At 69.2% G+C, this 15,196-nt stretch carries 15 protein-coding genes; 9 read left to right on the plus strand and 6 right to left on the minus strand.

Translation table 11 applies throughout. The features are described from left to right. Window positions 1-35: 35 nt before the first annotated feature. Both ABZ128_RS22170 and ABZ128_RS22175 read right to left on the minus strand, forming a co-directional pair. Complete coding sequence (locus ABZ128_RS22170; RefSeq protein ID WP_356850499.1) at window positions 36-1,064, minus strand: hypothetical protein; 1,029 nt, start codon at window positions 1,062-1,064, stop codon at window positions 36-38. Between the two features lie 270 nt (window positions 1,065-1,334). Next, window positions 1,335-1,721: a helix-turn-helix domain-containing protein gene (locus ABZ128_RS22175; RefSeq protein WP_356850500.1), complete on the minus strand. Its 387-nt coding sequence runs from the start codon at window positions 1,719-1,721 to the stop codon at window positions 1,335-1,337. A 154-nt stretch (window positions 1,722-1,875) separates the two neighbouring features. Here ABZ128_RS22175 and ABZ128_RS22180 point away from each other — a divergent pair, with 154 nt between their 5' ends. Next, window positions 1,876-3,270, plus strand: a complete 1,395-nt coding sequence (locus tag ABZ128_RS22180; protein WP_356850567.1) for an MFS transporter — start codon at window positions 1,876-1,878, stop codon at window positions 3,268-3,270. 284 nt (window positions 3,271-3,554) lie between these two features. On the opposite strand, the gene ABZ128_RS22185 is transcribed toward ABZ128_RS22180, so the two are convergent. Then, entirely contained in the window at window positions 3,555-4,673 is a 1,119-nt protein-coding gene (locus ABZ128_RS22185) for a serine hydrolase domain-containing protein (RefSeq protein ID WP_356850501.1), read from the minus strand. 170 nt (window positions 4,674-4,843) lie between these two features. On the opposite strand from ABZ128_RS22185, the gene ABZ128_RS22190 reads away from it, so the two are divergent. Then, entirely contained in the window at window positions 4,844-5,527 is a 684-nt protein-coding gene (locus ABZ128_RS22190) for a TetR/AcrR family transcriptional regulator (protein WP_356850502.1), read from the plus strand. Window positions 5,528-5,665: 138 nt separating this feature from the next. On the opposite strand, the gene ABZ128_RS22195 is transcribed toward ABZ128_RS22190, so the two are convergent. Together ABZ128_RS22195 and ABZ128_RS22200 are read right to left on the minus strand one after the other, a co-directional pair. After that, window positions 5,666-6,316, minus strand: coding sequence for a TetR/AcrR family transcriptional regulator (locus ABZ128_RS22195; RefSeq protein WP_356850503.1), 651 nt, complete (start codon window positions 6,314-6,316; stop codon window positions 5,666-5,668). Further along, window positions 6,313-7,125 carry a HipA family kinase gene (locus tag ABZ128_RS22200; RefSeq protein WP_356850504.1) on the minus strand — a complete coding sequence of 271 codons (813 nt, stop codon included), beginning with the start codon at window positions 7,123-7,125 and terminating at the stop codon, window positions 6,313-6,315. The genes ABZ128_RS22195 and ABZ128_RS22200 overlap by 4 nt, the downstream gene beginning before the upstream one ends. A 143-nt stretch (window positions 7,126-7,268) precedes the next feature. Here ABZ128_RS22200 and ABZ128_RS22205 point away from each other — a divergent pair, with 143 nt between their 5' ends. Next, entirely contained in the window at window positions 7,269-7,526 is a 258-nt protein-coding gene (locus ABZ128_RS22205; RefSeq protein WP_356850505.1) for a hypothetical protein, read from the plus strand. Between the two features lie 567 nt (window positions 7,527-8,093). After that, on the plus strand, window positions 8,094-8,816 hold the full coding sequence (locus tag ABZ128_RS22210) for an alpha/beta hydrolase (protein ID WP_356850506.1): 723 nt from the start codon (window positions 8,094-8,096) through the stop codon (window positions 8,814-8,816). Window positions 8,817-9,134: 318 nt separating this feature from the next. Here the strand turns inward: ABZ128_RS22210 and ABZ128_RS22215 are convergent, their stop codons facing one another. Beyond that, window positions 9,135-9,389 carry a DUF6332 family protein gene (locus ABZ128_RS22215; RefSeq protein ID WP_356850507.1) on the minus strand — a complete coding sequence of 85 codons (255 nt, stop codon included), beginning with the start codon at window positions 9,387-9,389 and terminating at the stop codon, window positions 9,135-9,137. A 450-nt stretch (window positions 9,390-9,839) separates the two neighbouring features. Here ABZ128_RS22215 and ABZ128_RS22220 point away from each other — a divergent pair, with 450 nt between their 5' ends. From ABZ128_RS22220 to ABZ128_RS22240, 5 genes are all read left to right on the plus strand, one after another. Next, window positions 9,840-10,172: a MazG-like family protein gene (locus ABZ128_RS22220; RefSeq protein WP_356850508.1), complete on the plus strand. Its 333-nt coding sequence runs from the start codon at window positions 9,840-9,842 to the stop codon at window positions 10,170-10,172. Continuing rightward, complete coding sequence (locus tag ABZ128_RS22225) at window positions 10,169-10,318, plus strand: hypothetical protein (protein ID WP_356850509.1); 150 nt, start codon at window positions 10,169-10,171, stop codon at window positions 10,316-10,318. Before ABZ128_RS22220 ends, ABZ128_RS22225 begins: the two co-directional genes overlap by 4 nt. Window positions 10,319-10,433: 115 nt before the next feature. After that, window positions 10,434-10,724, plus strand: coding sequence for a hypothetical protein (locus ABZ128_RS22230; protein ID WP_356850510.1), 291 nt, complete (start codon window positions 10,434-10,436; stop codon window positions 10,722-10,724). A gap of 287 nt (window positions 10,725-11,011) precedes the next feature. Then, window positions 11,012-11,329 (plus strand): trypco2 family protein, encoded by a 318-nt coding sequence (locus tag ABZ128_RS22235; RefSeq protein ID WP_356850511.1) that lies wholly within the window; start codon window positions 11,012-11,014, stop codon window positions 11,327-11,329. Window positions 11,330-11,399: 70 nt separating this feature from the next. Continuing rightward, the gene (locus ABZ128_RS22240; RefSeq protein ID WP_356850512.1) at window positions 11,400-15,194 is read left to right on the plus strand and encodes a tetratricopeptide repeat protein; all 3,795 of its coding nucleotides are present in this window, start codon (window positions 11,400-11,402) and stop codon (window positions 15,192-15,194) included. Window positions 15,195-15,196 lie beyond the last annotated feature (2 nt).

Raw genomic sequence — 15,196 nt, forward strand, 5'->3', positions numbered from 1 at the left:
CTGGTGAGCCGGCGGACGATCGAGCGTCGGCGCTGTCAGGACAGGTCGGAGAGCTGGGTACCGGGTGGTAGCAGGAGACCTTCAGGCGCTGTTCGCAGGCCGAAGCGCGGGGGGTGGGTGAACGCCGCGGTACGGGAAAGATCGACGGTGCCGCCGGTGAAGCGGGCCGACGGGGCTGTGACGTGCAGGTTCTCCAGGCGGTGCTCGCCGAAGTCCACGAGGGTGCCGGTGAAGGTGGAGCCGGTGAAGTCAACGAGACCGGCGGAGAACTCCGCGTCCTCGAAGCGGATTTCTCCCGCGCTGAAGGCGGCATCACGGAAGTTCACGCGGGCGCCGGTGAATCGGGCGCTGTCGAAGGTGACCCAGCCACCGCTGAAGACGGCCCGGTCGAAGCGGACGGAGCCGCTGCGGAACTCCGCGAGACGGAAGTAGGCGTAACTCCCGTCGGCGAATTCGACCTCGTCGAAGATCACCTGCTCGCGGTCATGGCCAACGAAGAGCGCCTTGATGAAGATGATGTCGCCGCCGGTGAAGCGGGCGCCGCGGAAGTCCGCCTCGTCGACCACGGCGCCGGTGAAGTCGAGGTCGTACCCCTGCCAGGATTCGGGTGAGTCGTCCCGCAGATGGGCGCAGATGAGCCGGAGGACGGTCTTGCGTATCTCGCGTTCGCGTTGCCAGGCGGTGCAGGCCGGCTCGTCAGCCGGAGGATCGGGCGCATGGGGCATCCTGAGGTAGCCGCACAGCACGTCGATGCAGGTCTGACGCTCCTGACGCCACTCGTCGGCGAGCCGGGCCATGGCATACGCACCCGCCATCCGGGCCGCTGGTTGATCCGCTCCGAGCTGATCGGCTGCGGCCCCGAAGCGGTCGGTGAAAAATTTGCCGTGCTCGCGCTCCTCACTCACCTCGTTGAGGTGCTGGCGCCGGTAGCTGACGACAAGAGCGACGACACCGCCGGCTCCGGCGACGATCGCCAGGGCGATCTTGATGCCGTCGTACATGTCTCCGGGCTTGAGCGGTCCGGTGACGTGCAGTCGAGGCGCACCCAGAAGCAGCCAGAGCACTGCCGCGACAATGCCGACTGTGAAGGCGGACAGCAGCAGCACAACGGCAACGTGCAGGCTCAGCGACCACCGCATCACGCTTCGAGGATCTGGACCTGAACCCTCACCCCTGCCTGCCACGACATCAGCGTAGAACCGACATCGAGATCAGAGAATGGCGTCGGCAGGGATTTGCGTCAGGCGTGCTCCTCGGGGCACACCCGCCCCGTGGGGCGGTCGGCCACCGCGGTCGCGCGCGCCCGGATATCGCTCCCTGACGGCACGCAGGCGTCAGGGAGTTGATGCGGCGGCGTCGTAGGTGGCGCGGGCGGTGGTGATGTCGGCGCGGTGGCGTTCTGCCCAGCCGACGAGCCCGGTGAGGGTCGCGTGGAGTTCGCGGGCCATGGGCGTGAGGCTGTATTCCACCTTGGGCGGCACAGTGGGGTAGACGGTCCGGATGAGCAGGCCGTCGCGTTCCAGCTTGCGCAGGTTCAAGGTGAGCATGCGTCGACTGATGCCCGTGATGGCGCGCTCCAACTCGGTGAACCGGACCGGCCCGTTCGCGGCGGCGACGAGGATTCCGATGCTCCACTTTCCCGCGACATGGTCGAGGACCTCGGTGAGCGGGCACGCCTCGTTGCTGACCTGGTCGGACACATCGGTGTGACGGTGTGACACGAAAGTGCCTCCTTCCGGTGCGCGTCATGGTTACAGAAGATGACGGCTGTAACAAGTCGTGCACCATTGGGAAGGGGGCCTCGTGCCCAGAACCGTCTCCTCAGCGCCGACCTCCCGTTGGGCGGCCTTGGCCGTGCTCTGCGCCGGTCAGTTGATGGTCATCCTCGACGGGACCATCGTGAACGTGGCGTTGCCGGCCATCCAGCAAGACCTCGGCTTCTCCTCGTCGAGCCTGGCCTGGGTGGTCAACGTCTATCTGGTCCCCTTCGGCGGTCTGCTCCTGCTCTCCGGTCGGCTCGGCGACCTGATGGGGCGCAGACGCATCTTCATCACCGGCTTGAGCATTTTCACGACCGCCTCGCTGCTGTGCGGGGTGTCGCAGGATTCGGCAACGCTGCTCGCGTCCCGGTTCGTCCAGGGCATCGGTGGCGCGGTGACCTCCGCCGTCACCCTCGGCATGGTCGTGACGCTGTTCCCGCAGCCGAAGGAACGGGCCAAGGCCATCGGCGTCTACAGCTTCGTCCAGTCCGCCGGTGGCTCGTTGGGCCTCCTGGCCGGTGGCGTCCTGACGCAGGCCATCAGCTGGCACTGGATCTTCTTCGTCAACGTTCCGATCGGGCTCGTGGCCGCATTGTCGGCCGGGCGCATACTCGGGCCCGAGCACGGTGTCGGCCTCGGCAAGGGGGTCGATGCCGTGGGCGCGCTCCTGGTCACCTGGGCACTGATGGTCGGTGTCTACACGATTGTCGAGACCACCGGCTACGGCTGGGCATCCGCGCACACGCTGGGCTTCGGCGCCGCGGCGCTTGCCCTGCTCCTGGCATTCGTCACCCGTCAGGCGAGGGCGAGTCACCCGCTCCTGCCGCTGCGCGTGTTCCGCTCGCGCAACGTCTCCGGAGCGATGGGCATCCAGGCCCTCATGGTGGCCGGGATGTTCAGCTTCCAGTTCCTGTGCGTGCTTTACCTGCAGAAGGTGCTCGGTTTCGACGAGGTCCACACCGGCCTCGGCATCTTCCCGGTCTCGGTCGCGATAGGCGCACTGTCGCTCGGTTTCTCACCCAGGCTGATCTCACGCTTCGGCCCCCGTGGCGTACTCCTTCCGGGACTCTTCCTGATCACGACGGGCCTCGCCGTCCTCAGCCGCGTACCGGCAGACGGAAGTTACCTCGTGGACGTCCTGCCCGCACTGCTACCGCTCGGTATCGGCTTCGGCCTGGCGATGCCGTCGCTGGCCACGCTCGCGATGTCAGCGGCCACGCCCGAGGACTCGGGGGTCGCCTCCGGCATGTTCAACACCATGCAGCAGATCGGCAGCGCCTTCGGCCTCGCGGCCCTCAGCACCCTCGCCGCCTCGCACACCAATGCCCTGCTGGGCGACGGCGCCGACTCCACCTCAGCACTCACGGGCGGCTACCAGTTCGCCTTCCGCATCGGTTCGTGCGTCGTGGCCGCTGCTCTCCTCCTCGCCGCCACTCTGCTGCGCCCTGCCGCCACGGCACCACGTCCAGCGGCCGAGAAGAAGCCGGTCACCGAGGACGCCACTCGCTGACCAGACGGCGACGCCGCCCTGGGCCGGGGAGGATCCGTGTTTGCCCAAGGAGCCGCGCCCGTGGCCTGGCGTTTCGCCGGCCCGCCGCGTGTGTCGTCCGGGCAGGCTGGCGACGCGGCCGGCGCGTGTTCGGCCGTGGCCCGTGTGCGATCGGTCGTGGTTGATCCGCCAGGAGGACCGCCACCAGGGCCAGTTCACCGGCGTACGAGGAGCGGGGCCGGCCGCCGTGGCAGGGCCAAGAGCCGTACGGCGGCCGTCCTCCGCCCTACCGACTTCCTGCCCGGTCAGCCGTACATCGCCACGCGGTACAGGGTCAGGAGCGCGTCGTCGATGGGATGGGGCTGCGGCTTGCCGGAGGAGTCGAGCCTGTTCCACCTCTGCAGGTTCACCGCGACGGACATCTGCCGTTGGCCGTCGGCACGGGTCATGGCCAGCGCTCCACCACCCCAGACCGTGCCGCCATGGCCCCAGAAGGTCTCGTCGCCGGGGCTGTCCATCGTGTGCAGGCCGAGGCCGTAGTCGATGATCTTTCCCTCTTGGGAGACGACCGGGACGGTGCGTTGCATCTGTGCCAGCGACGACGTACTGACGATCTCCCCCGCCAGCAGCATGCCGAAGAAGCGGTTGAGGTCGGCGACGGTCGATGTCAGGGAGGCGGACGGCCCCACCCATGACATGTCGTAGACGCTGTAGTCGCGCGGCGGGTCGATCATGCCGAACCACGCCTCGTAGAGCTGCGAGTGCGGCCCGTTCACGTACGGTCCGGAGGGCAGTTCGGTGTCCCGGAGCCCGGCGCGCTCGATGACGTTGCGGGTGATGTAGTGCTCGGCCGTGGTGCCGGTCACCTGTTCCAGGAGTTGGACGAGGAGCAGGTAGTTGGTGTTGGAGTACACGCCCGGGGTACCGCCGGGGGTTCCGACGGCAGGTGCGGTGACGCCCATCTCGATCAGCTCGATGGGGTCGAACCGCGTGAGCCGGTGGTCGTCCAGGCTCTGGGGGCCGGTGTCCGCGAGGGCGGGGTACGCCTTGAGGGAGGGGTAGGCGTACGGCAGGTACTCGGCCAGGCCGCTGGTGTGGTTGATCAGCATCCGGACCGTGATCGAGTCACCGCGTTCCCCGGGAACCAGCTCCGGAAGGTACCGGCCGATCGGTGTGTCGAGACCGATCTGACCGCTCTCGACCTGCTGCAGAACTGCGGCGGCGGTGAAGGTTTTGGTGATGCTGCCGACGCGGTGGCGCATGTCGGCGGTGACGGGGCGGCCGGTGACGACATCGGCGACCCCGGCGGCCCCGCGCCAGACCTGGTCGCCGTCCCGCACCTCGGCGAACAGTCCCGGCATCCCGGCGCGGTGGACGTTTTCGATGGCCGCGTCCAGTGCCGCGCCATCCAGTGGGTTCTTCACGTCATGCGTCCTTTCGTGTTCCCCGGTGGGCTCCTCATCGGTCGCCTGACCCGGACAACAGGGCACGAGTGGCATGCCGGCCCGCCCGGCACGCTCATGTCCTCATTATGCACGCGGTGCGTGCAACGCCAAGTGCATAGGTTAGGCTGAGGTCCGGCGAGAGGAGCAAGATGGCAGGCAGAAGGCGTTGGTCAACCGACGAGATCCTGGACGCGGCGGCGGAACTGCTGCGCACGAGCGACGCGGATTCGTTCAGCGTGCGCAAACTGGCTGTGGCCCTCGGGACCGATTCCTCCAGCCTCTACCGGCACTTCCGCAGCAAGACCGAACTGCTGCGCGCGGTCGCCGACCGGATTCTGCTGGCCGCGATGGACGGTTACCGGTCCGAGGGTGACTGGAAGCAGCGCATCACGGCGCTGGCGTTGCATGTGAGAGAGGCCTTCGGACGACAGCCCCAGCTCGCCGCGGTCTGGGGACGCTACGCATCAAGCGGCACCGGTTCCCGGCTGGTCATGGAAGAGGTGCTCCAAGCCCTGCGCGCGTCGGGGCTGCCCGACGAGGAGATCCCGGCGCGCTACCACCGGATCGCGGTCCTCATCGCCGCGTTGATCGCCTCCGAGGCCGGGCTCAGCACCGTCACCCCCGAAGAGCACGAACAGGGCATGGAGCTGTTCCGCGTGGCGGTTCTCGGCGCCGACCCCGAACGCTTCCCGGCCCTGGCCCACTTCGCCCGCGACGTCCGTCCCCTCGGGGCGGATCGCCGCGCCGCGTTCGAAGAGATCCTCGCCGCCCAACTCGCCGACGTCGAAGCAGCTGTCTCATCAAGGGATCACCCCACCCCCACCCACGATTGACCACGGGGCTGCAGAAGCCGGCCAACCGTCACAGCTCCGCCTGCCTCTCGGCCCGAGTTCATACCGACGGCATGCACCGTGCGCCCGGTGCAGCTCTTATGGCCAGCGCCCTCGGCGCCCGATGAGGTGCCGACGGCGTCAGCCTTCGCGGGCGGCGTATCCGAGCGCTCGTTCGCCCAGCATCTCCTCGACGACGTCGAGGAGTTCGAGGAGGGTCTCGGCGATCGTGTCGGGCTTCTCGCCCGCCACGATGCGCCGGCCGATCTCGCTGTAGACCAGCGAGTGGAACCAGCCGATCTGGCCGGCGACCACGCGCGGCGTCTGGTCGTGGGGCGGGGCCCCGGTCTCCTCGGCCAGGACCGTGGCGAGAGCGTCGGTCATCTGTCGGCCGAGGTCTTCCAGGCGGGCGGTGAGCGTGGGGGCGGCCCGCATCATCTCGAATACGGGGCCGAAGCCCGCGCTCAGGCCCACCTTCCGGTCTCGGCGTCGGAGTTCGTCCCGAAGGCGGTCGAGCACCGCCCGCACGGCGGATTCGCCGGGCCTGCGGGCGCGCACGATGTCGGCGAGCCGCTGCGGGGAGGCCTCGTGCGGTGGCAGGACGAGGTCCTCCTTGGCCTCGAAGTAGTTGTAGAGGGTCTTGACGGAGACCTCCGCCGCCGCCGCGACCTCGGCGATGGTGACGTTGTCGAAGCCCCGCGCCACGAACAGCCCGAGGGCCGCCTCGGAGATGCGCTGCCGCGTCTGCCGCTTCTTGCGTTCCCGCAGCCCTTCCCGCGGCCCTTCGTTCATGGCACGTCCTTGGGGAGCCAACGGGCGGACACCCGTGCACGGGAGGCGAGGTGGGTCACGTAGGCCTCTCGAACGTCGTCCGGGGCGGCGAACCCCGGCTCATCGGCCAGCCATGCGTCCGGTACGGCTGCGAGGACCCGGCGTAGCAAGCCCGGCGTCACACGGTGCGCCAGCTCTGCGTCCGCCGCGGCCATGTCGAGGCCGGGCGAACCGAGGGCGTGCGACCGGAAGTCGTACGCCTTGCCGACCGCGTCCGCCGCGCTCTCCCACCGGTGGTGGAACACCAGCGCCGCGCCGTGGTCGATGAGCCACAGACGGGGCTCCTGGTGGCCGGAGGTCGGCCACATCATGAGGTTCGAGTTGTGCACCGTACGGTCCACATTCGCGGTGAACGCGTCCAGCCAGAGGATCCTGGCGGACTCCACCGCATCGACAACCGCGGTACCCGGCGGGCCCGGTGGACCCGGAATGAAGTCGGCGGCTCCCGGCAGATGGTCCATGCCGAGGTTGATTCCCGCACTGGCGTGCAGCAGGTCCTGCACTTCCTCGTGCGGCTCCTCGGCGGCGACCGAGGGATCGAAGTGCACGAGCACCAACTCGGGTACGCGCAGGCCGAGATGCCGCGCCAGCTCGCCCACGATGACCTCGGCGACGAGTGCCTTGCGCCCCTGCGCCGAGCCGGTGAACTTGACCACGTACGTCCCCAGGTCGTCGGCCTCCACGACGCCGGGGACGGAGCCGCCGCTCCGCAGCGGGGTGACGTACCGGACGGCAGTCACCGTGCGCAGCCCGTCCGAGGCTGTCTCCATACGTTTCCTGCCCTCCACTCCTGCTCGCTCACGCTCGTTGCACCCGCGCCGCGCCTCGCCTGGAAATACCATGCACTGTAAATATACAACGCACTATACTTTTGGCGAGCTCCACAGCTTCCAGAGGAAGAGGAACGAGGCCGATGACGACGGATCAGCACGATGCCGCGGTGACGCGTGCCAACGCGGCCTTGGAGACGTACACGTTGTCGGGCGACGGCTGGCGACACAGCCCCGGCGAGACCCTGCAGCTCGCCCTCGCCGACCTGCTGCACTGGTGCGCCGACACCCAGCGCGACTTCGACGCCGCCCTTGAGCAGGCACGCGCCCGGTACGCGGGAGAGAGCTCGCCCTCAGACAGTCGCGGTGCGTCGTGCGCCACGGTCGAGGTGGAACGGTGAGCCCGGCGCTTGTGGAGCCCAGCCACAGGCAAGGGCGGTGCGGATGCAGTGGGCGACCTGGGCGGGCAGGACCGGGCTGCCTTGGGCCCAGAACCAGTTGCTCGGATGCGGTTGGTCAGTGGTGATCACCAAGGTGGTGCCTGGAGAGTCGGCGTGCTCGACCGCGTAGCTGAGGGGTGACTGGACCAGCCCCTGGTCGTAGGTGGGTCGGCCGCGCAGGCGCCATCGGTAGGGGGTGCCGTCGACGGTGATCAGCCGTGATCCCTTTTTGACCAATGCCATGTCCACTCCACTTCCTTTCCCGGTGTGACAGTAGTGAACGGTGACTGGCCTTGCCATGGCGATTCCCGTGGGGATCTCAGCCTCGGGAGTGGCCGGTCACGGAGCCCGAGCAAAAACCGTTGGCGGACCACGGCGACCACTGCTACGTTTCCGGAGGCCGTGCGAGAGAACGAGGAGGTGGTACCCGTGAACGCAGTATCGACATGGGTGCTCCCCTCCGGGGTCACGGTCGGGCGATAGGTCGTCCGGGAGCGCCGTTCCAGAGCACTCCCGAAAGGCACGACCATGCATTTCACTTCTGCGCAGCGCCACGACGACGGCGTCCTCGAACGCGAATTCACCCTCGGCGAGATCCCCGGCACCCTCTGGACGCCTGAATCCGCCGCATCGGCTCCGCTGATCCTGATCGGCCACAACGGCGGCCTGCACAGGCGGGAGGCGCGGCTGGTGGCCCGGGCCCGTCAATCCTCTGCGTACGGCTATGCGGTGGCCGCCATCGACCACCCCGGGCACGGGGACCGGCCCCGTTCGGCCGCCGACGAGCAGGCCCGCGCCGACCTGCGCCGGGCGATGCAGGCCGGCGAGCCGGTCGACGAGATCTTCGAGTCCTTCGTCGGCCCGCTGGTCGAGAAGGCGGTCCCGGAATGGCAGACCACCTTGGACGCCCTCCTATCGCTGCCCGAGATCGGCGGCCCGGTCGGGTACTCGGGGATGACCGCCATCGGCATCCGGCTGGCGGTGGCCGAGCCGCGCATCGCGGCCGCCGGCCTCTTCGCCGGGGGCTACGTGCCCCGCGCCCAGCGCGAGGAGGCCCGGAAGGTCACCGTTCCGCTGCTTTTCCTGCTGCAGTGGGACGATGAGGGGAACCCCCGGCAGCGGGCCCTGGAGCTGTTCGACGCCTTCGGCAGCAAGGAGAAGACGCTGCACGCCAATCTGGGCGGGCACGCCGGAACGCCGTGGTTCGAGGTGGACGACGGCGACCGGTTCTTCGGCCGGCACCTGAAGTAAGGCCGGGCGGTCAGGCCGCCGCCGGCACGCGGTAAGCGCTGCTCGTCAAAGGCAGGTCGCTGCCCTCCTCAGCTCCCTCCACCACGGCCCCTGCGAACACGGCAGGGGCCGTGCCAACGAAACCCTCCGGCAGGGTGTCGGGGGTGAGTCAGGAACCGTCCGCTCGCTGAACCCGCGATGGGTCGTGGCTGCCGGAGGGCCAGAACGACGCGACAGGCAGCCGCTGCCACGTACGGCTTGATGTCGCCACGAACACGATCGCCGCCACCATCTCGCGGTCACCCTGGCGGCTACCGAACTCAAGGAAAAGGACCGTAGTCAGCGACCCATTCGGCGCTGCTCGTCGAACCGAAGCAGCACCCGTACCAGACGCCACACGCCGGCCATCGCTCCGAGCAGCGCGCCCCCCATCAACACGCCCTTCTCCGCTGCACCGGAGATGCCAAGGGCCCAGGCGAGAGTCAAAGCGACGGCGAAGATCACCGCAGCCAGCAGGGCGGCAGTCACCAGGGCGAAAACGATCTCCACCGTCATTGCGTCCTTATCCCACCGCGACTCACGCCCCATGTCCATGCTGCAAGTCTCCCATCACGGTCAGCCGTTGCGCCCGGGCCTGACAGCCCTCTCGACCGAACCGGGACAGCCCGGTTGGCGTGAGGAGTCACTTCGGCAAAGGGGCCAACCGGCCGCTCCTACGCGGCTCGTCCGCCTCCCCCGGGTGCGTCAGCCGGATATCGAAGACGTTCTCGCAGAGCGACAGGACGCGATGGGGAGGGGGAACATTCGCCCGGGACGAGCCCCAGCGGCCGCATGTGCGCGTCGAGCCGGGCCGGGTCCTGTCCGGTCGGCTCGATCAGCCGCGTTCTGCGTGTTCAGTCGTCATTCGGCGGATGCTGCCACACTCCACCGACACGGGCCGGCCGGCCGCCGGCGGCTCGTCGGCGGGCGGGTCGGGCATCCGGAGCGTGTTCTGGTTCGTTGAGAGGACGGAGCACGAACAACGGCCAGAGGAAAGGAACCACCGTGGAGAAGAACAGCTGGGATATCACCGGCGAGCTTGCCGCGTTCTTCGACGAGGCGGCTGCCCATGTCCCCGCGGAACAGCGGCGCGTGTTGCAGGTACTCAAGATCGGGGAGGAGTTCGGCGAGGCCGCCCAGGCGGTCATCGGCGTCACCGGCACCAACCCCCGCAAGGGCCGGTCGCATTCGTGGCGGGACGTGGAGTCGGAGGTGTGCGACGTCCTGGTCACGGCGATGGTCGCCCTCCACCGGCTCGGCGTTGTGGACCCGGCCGCGTTCTTCGCCGCGCACCTGGAGAAGACCGCAGCCCGGACCCTCTCCGTCCGGGAGGCATGAGCGTGTGGATTCCCCGAGAGGAGTGGATCAAGACGCTGCCCCAGACGGTCGTGGCCTCCTGCGTCATGATGCTGGACCCCGACGACCGCATCCTCCTTCTCCGGTACGGCCACGGTCAGCCCGTCCCGGGTCAGTGGTGGCGCTGACGGCGCTCCACGCCGCCGCCCGGTGCGGTACCGCCGTCTACCTCCGTGAGGGGAGCCCGTTGTGGCCGTGATCCGGATCAGGACCGGGGCGTGCGCGCTCGTGGAGGAAACGGGCGTGCGAGGGGAGACCGGGCCGCTCCTGCATCTGCGCGAGAGCATTCCCGCCGACGGGGAGGGTGACGCCCACCGCGTGGATGCGTTGTTCTGGTGCCGCCCCCTCACGGTCCCGGCGGCGCTCGGTGGCAGCGTCCCGGACGGTGTCCAGCGCGGTGTGGCGTGGGTGCCGCTCGGCAGAATCGGCTCCCTGCGGATCGTCCCCCTCTACCTGCGCGATCTCATCCCCGACCTCGTGGCCAAGGCTGCGGCCGGGGAACCGCAGGGCCTCTACGTCGGCAACCGCGCCTGAGTCGGTCACGGGCGAGGCAACCCGTCCACCGAGCAGGCGGGCGGGTTGCCTCGCCATCGACGGCGTCCGGACCAGGACGGCACGTCACCACGCCCCCACGCGCACCTGCATTTCCGACGCATGCAGCCTCGGTCCTCACCGAACTGAGGTTCGGCCCGCGTGACCGCCTGGAGGGCCCGCACATCAGGTTTGTGGATTTGGCTGCGGAGGGTCGGGGGGTGGTCCTTATGGTGTCCCTCCAGGTGACGTGTGGCGAATCGGGGTGGGAACCAGTGGACATTCCTTTGGTGGACGCGGTGGCCGCGGTGAGGGACGAATTGATCGCAGCGGCTGCGCTGGGCGGGGACCATCCGGAGGTGGTGTTCGCCGTGGGTCCGGTGGAGATGGAGTTCGAGGTCGAGCTGCGCGCGGACGCGAAGGCCAAGGCCGGGTTCAAGCTGTGGGCAGTGGGAGCGGAGACAGAGGCCGGAGTGTCCCGCGGTCGCACGCACCGCGTGTCGTTCACGCTGACACCGCGGAACAAGCGCGGTGGCGACCTCTTGGTCAGCGGCGCGCTTGAGCGTCCCTCGGGTCCGGGTGACACCTCGGAACGCATCCCGGACTGATCCGGCGCGCGGGAGGACCGCCTCCGGCCGGAGGCAGCGGTCGGGTTGCTCACATGTCTTGGAGTTTTGGGTGGAGCGGGCACGTCTGGTGGGGATCACCCGGCCGGGTCATGCGGGTTCGGGGTACGCGATCGGCGGTCGGCTGGTACTGACGTCGGCGCACGTCGTCGGCCGGGCCGGTGAACGGGTGGAGGTGTTCCACCCTGCCGGCACACACACCTTCCACGGCGTGGTCGTCTGGTGCGGCACGCCGGACGGAAGGGACGACGCTGCACTCGTCCGGGTCGACTCGCCGCACTGGCAGGCGCCGGCAGGGGGTGTGCGCTGGGGGCGTCTGGTGACGGACCGGCCCGGCACCGATTGCGAGACCTGGGGCGTACCGGACGTCGCCCAGCGGCCCGGTGCCCCGGTGGGAACTGCCCAGTTGCGGGGGCGGATGAACCCGGGGAGCGGGTTCGTCGAGAACCAGTACGTGATGGATCTGCGCCAGCACCCACCACAGTGGTCGCTACCCGGCACCTCGCCGTGGGGTGGTCTGTCAGGAGCCTCGGTGTTCTGCAGTCGCCTGCTCACGGGCGTCGTGGCCTCGGACCGTGAACACTCTGCGCACGGCCAGCTCAATGTCGTACCCGCCTACGTCCTCCACCACGACCCCGCCTTCCGTGCTGCGCTCGCCGAGCACGGCGGCGGCAGAAGCGGCTTGGAGGCCGTGGAATTCCAGCACCTCGCCGATCCGGCAAGCTTGGTGCCGCGTGGCGAACTGCGTTCGCCTGCAGCACTGTTGGAGGCAAGGCGGCAGATCGTCCCCTTCCATGGACGTGAGGACCTGCTCGCACGGCTGCGGGCGTGGTGTGCGTTGGGCGGATTCGGCGCGTGGCTGCTGCACGGGCCGGGCGGACAGGGCAAGACACGCCTCGCCCATCACCTCTCCGCCCTCCTGACCGCGGACAACTGGGCCGTACTTCAGCCGCGGGCGGGTGCCTCCGCGGCTGAACTGGAGGAGATCCGGCACGCTGCCAAGCCCCTGCTGGTCGTCCTCGACTACGCCGAGACCCGTACCGGTCAACTGAACGCCCTGATCGAGGCCGCTGCCGACCACCCCGGGACCACCCCTCTCAAGGTCCTGCTCCTGGCCCGAACCGACGGCGATTGGTGGGCCCGTGCGAAGAGGGCCACCAGCCTCGTCCAGGACTACCTGGAGAGCGCCCCGTCCCACCGCCTGCCTCCGCTGGAGGACAACCCCGCCGACCGCCCCCGGGCCTATCGCGCGGCTGTCCGCGCCTTGGCCGCAACGCTCCCCCACGTCACCGCCTCTGCCACGCACGACTGGTCGGCCGCAGCGGCCAAGCTGCCGACGCCACGCCTCGACCAGGACGGCTACGCCAACGCGCTCACACTCCACATGACCGCCCTCGCCGACCTCCTCGACACCGACACCGACACCACCGCCCCTGCCGAACCGGCCCCGGGCGATGCACTGCTGCAAGAGGCCGAGGGGGTTGAGGACCGGCTGCTCGGTCACGAGTCCCGCTACTGGCACCAGACCGCCACTTCCCGCGGATTGACGGCCGCGCTGAGCCTCGACGTCCTGGAGAGGGCGCTGGCCGCCGCCCACTTGGCCGGTGCCACCGACCGCGAACAAGCGGACCGGACCTGGCGCAGGCTCCCCGCGCTGGCCGACCAGGCTCGTGATCGCCGCGATGCGGTCACCGGCTGGATCGGCGCCCTCTATCCGCCCACCGCCCCCGGCCGACCCTGGGGCAGCCTCCACCCCGACCGGCTCGCCGAACGCCACATCGGGCGGGTTCTGGACGCCGACCCGGCCTTTGCCGACCATCTCCTCCAGGACGCCGACGACGCCCAAGCGGCTCAGCTGCTGACGGTCTACAGCCGCGCTGCCGCCCATCCCGTCTTCCACGGGCGCCTCGACACCCATCTGACGAATCTGTGCACACGGCACCACCGCACACTGACGAGCCAGGTCATCACCACCGCCACCCAGACCGATCATCCCGCCCCCTTGATCACCGCCCTCAAAAAGATCACCGACGATCCCGCCACCTCTCTGATCGACCTGGGCAAGCTCCAGAACCGGCTGCCGGAATTCAGTCGGCGACTTGCCGACGTGGCGGCTCAACTCGCCGTCAACGTCACCGCCCGCTACCGCGCGCTCGCCGAGTACGACCCGGCCACCTTCCTGCCCCAACTCGCCACCGCCCTGAACAACCTCTCGGTCTGTCTGGGAGGCGTGGGACGGGGAGAGGAGAGTCTGGCCGCGATCCAGGAGGCTGCCGACCACTACCGGGGGCTCGCCGAAGCCGACCCGGACGGCTATCTGCCCATCCTTGCCCTGGCCTTGAACAACCTCTCCGTCGACCTGGGCAAGATGGGGCGTACGGACGAGGGTCTGGCCGCGATCGAAGAGGCAGTGCGCATCCACCGCGTGCTTGCCGAAGCCGACCCGGACGCGCACCGGCCCTCCCTCGCGATGTCACTGAACAACCTCTCCGGCCGGTTGAGGGAGTTGGGGCGTACGAAGGACAGCCTGACCGTGATTCAGGAGGCTTCCCAGCACTACCGCGTGCTCGCCGAAGCCCACCCGGACACTCACCTGGCCCGTCTCGCCGCGGCCTTGAACAACCTCTCCGTCTGTTTGGGGGAGGTGGGCCGTAAGGACGAGGGCCTGGCCACCATCGAGGAAGCAGTGCGCATCCGCCGCACCCTCGCCGAGGCCAACCCGGACGCGTACCTGCCGGACCTCGCTCTGGCCCTCAACAACCTCGCCGTCGACTTGGGGGACGCCGGGCGCAGCGAGGAGGGTCTGGCCACCATCCAGGAGGCCGCGACCCACTACCGCACGCTCGCCGCGGCCAACTGGGCCAGGTACGTGCCCGACCTCGCCGCCGTCCTGAACAACCTCTCCATACGGTTGGGAGAGGCGGGGCGCCTGGATGAGAGTCTCACCGCGGGCCAGGAGGCGGCCGACCACTACCGCGGACTCGCCGAGGCCAACCCGGCCGCACACCTCGCCGACCTCGCCATGTCACTCAACAACCTCTCCGGCTTTCTGAGGAAGGCAGGGCTCACGGAGGACAGCCTGAGCGCCATCCAAGAGGCCGCCGTTCACTACCGCACACTCGCGGAAGCCACCCCGGACGCAATCCTTCCCGCCATGGCCACTGCCCTGACCAACCTCGCCGGCCGGCTGAGGGAGGCGGGACGCACCGACGAGAGTCTGACCGCGATCCAGGAGGCGGCCGGCCTGTACCGCACGCTCGCCGAAGCCAATTCGGACGCGTATCTGGCCGCCCTCGCAGCAACCTTGAACGACCTCTCCAGTCGCTCGTGGGAGGCGGGGCGCCGGGAAGAGAGCCTGGCCACGATCCGAGAGGCAGCCGGTCACTACCGCACGCTCGCCGAGGACGACCCGGGCGCACACCTGGCCGCCCTCGCCGCAACCCTGAACGACCTGTCCGTACGGTTGTGGGAGGTGGAGCTCAGGGAAGAGAGCCTGGCCGCGAACGAGGAAGCCGCCGATCACTACCGCACGCTCGCCGGGGCCGACCCGGACGCGCACCTGGCCGCCCTCGCCGCAACCCTGAACGACCTCTCCGTACGGTTGCGGGTACTCGAACGCGGCGAGGAAAGCCTGACCGCGGCCCGAACGGCCGTCGACCACTACCGTACGCTCGCCGAAGCCAGCCCGGAGGCGCACCTCCCTGCCCTCGCCACGGCCCTGAACAACCTCGCCGTTTCCCTGGCGGCATGCGGGCGCAGGGAGGAAGGCTTGGCCGCGATCGGGGAAGCAGTGGGCATCTACCTCACGCTTGCCGAAGCCGACCTTGAACAGGTCAAGGACAGTTGACG

It is taken from the genome of Streptomyces sp. NPDC006326 (assembly GCF_040612915.1).
GTDB lineage: Bacteria > Actinomycetota > Actinomycetes > Streptomycetales > Streptomycetaceae > Streptomyces.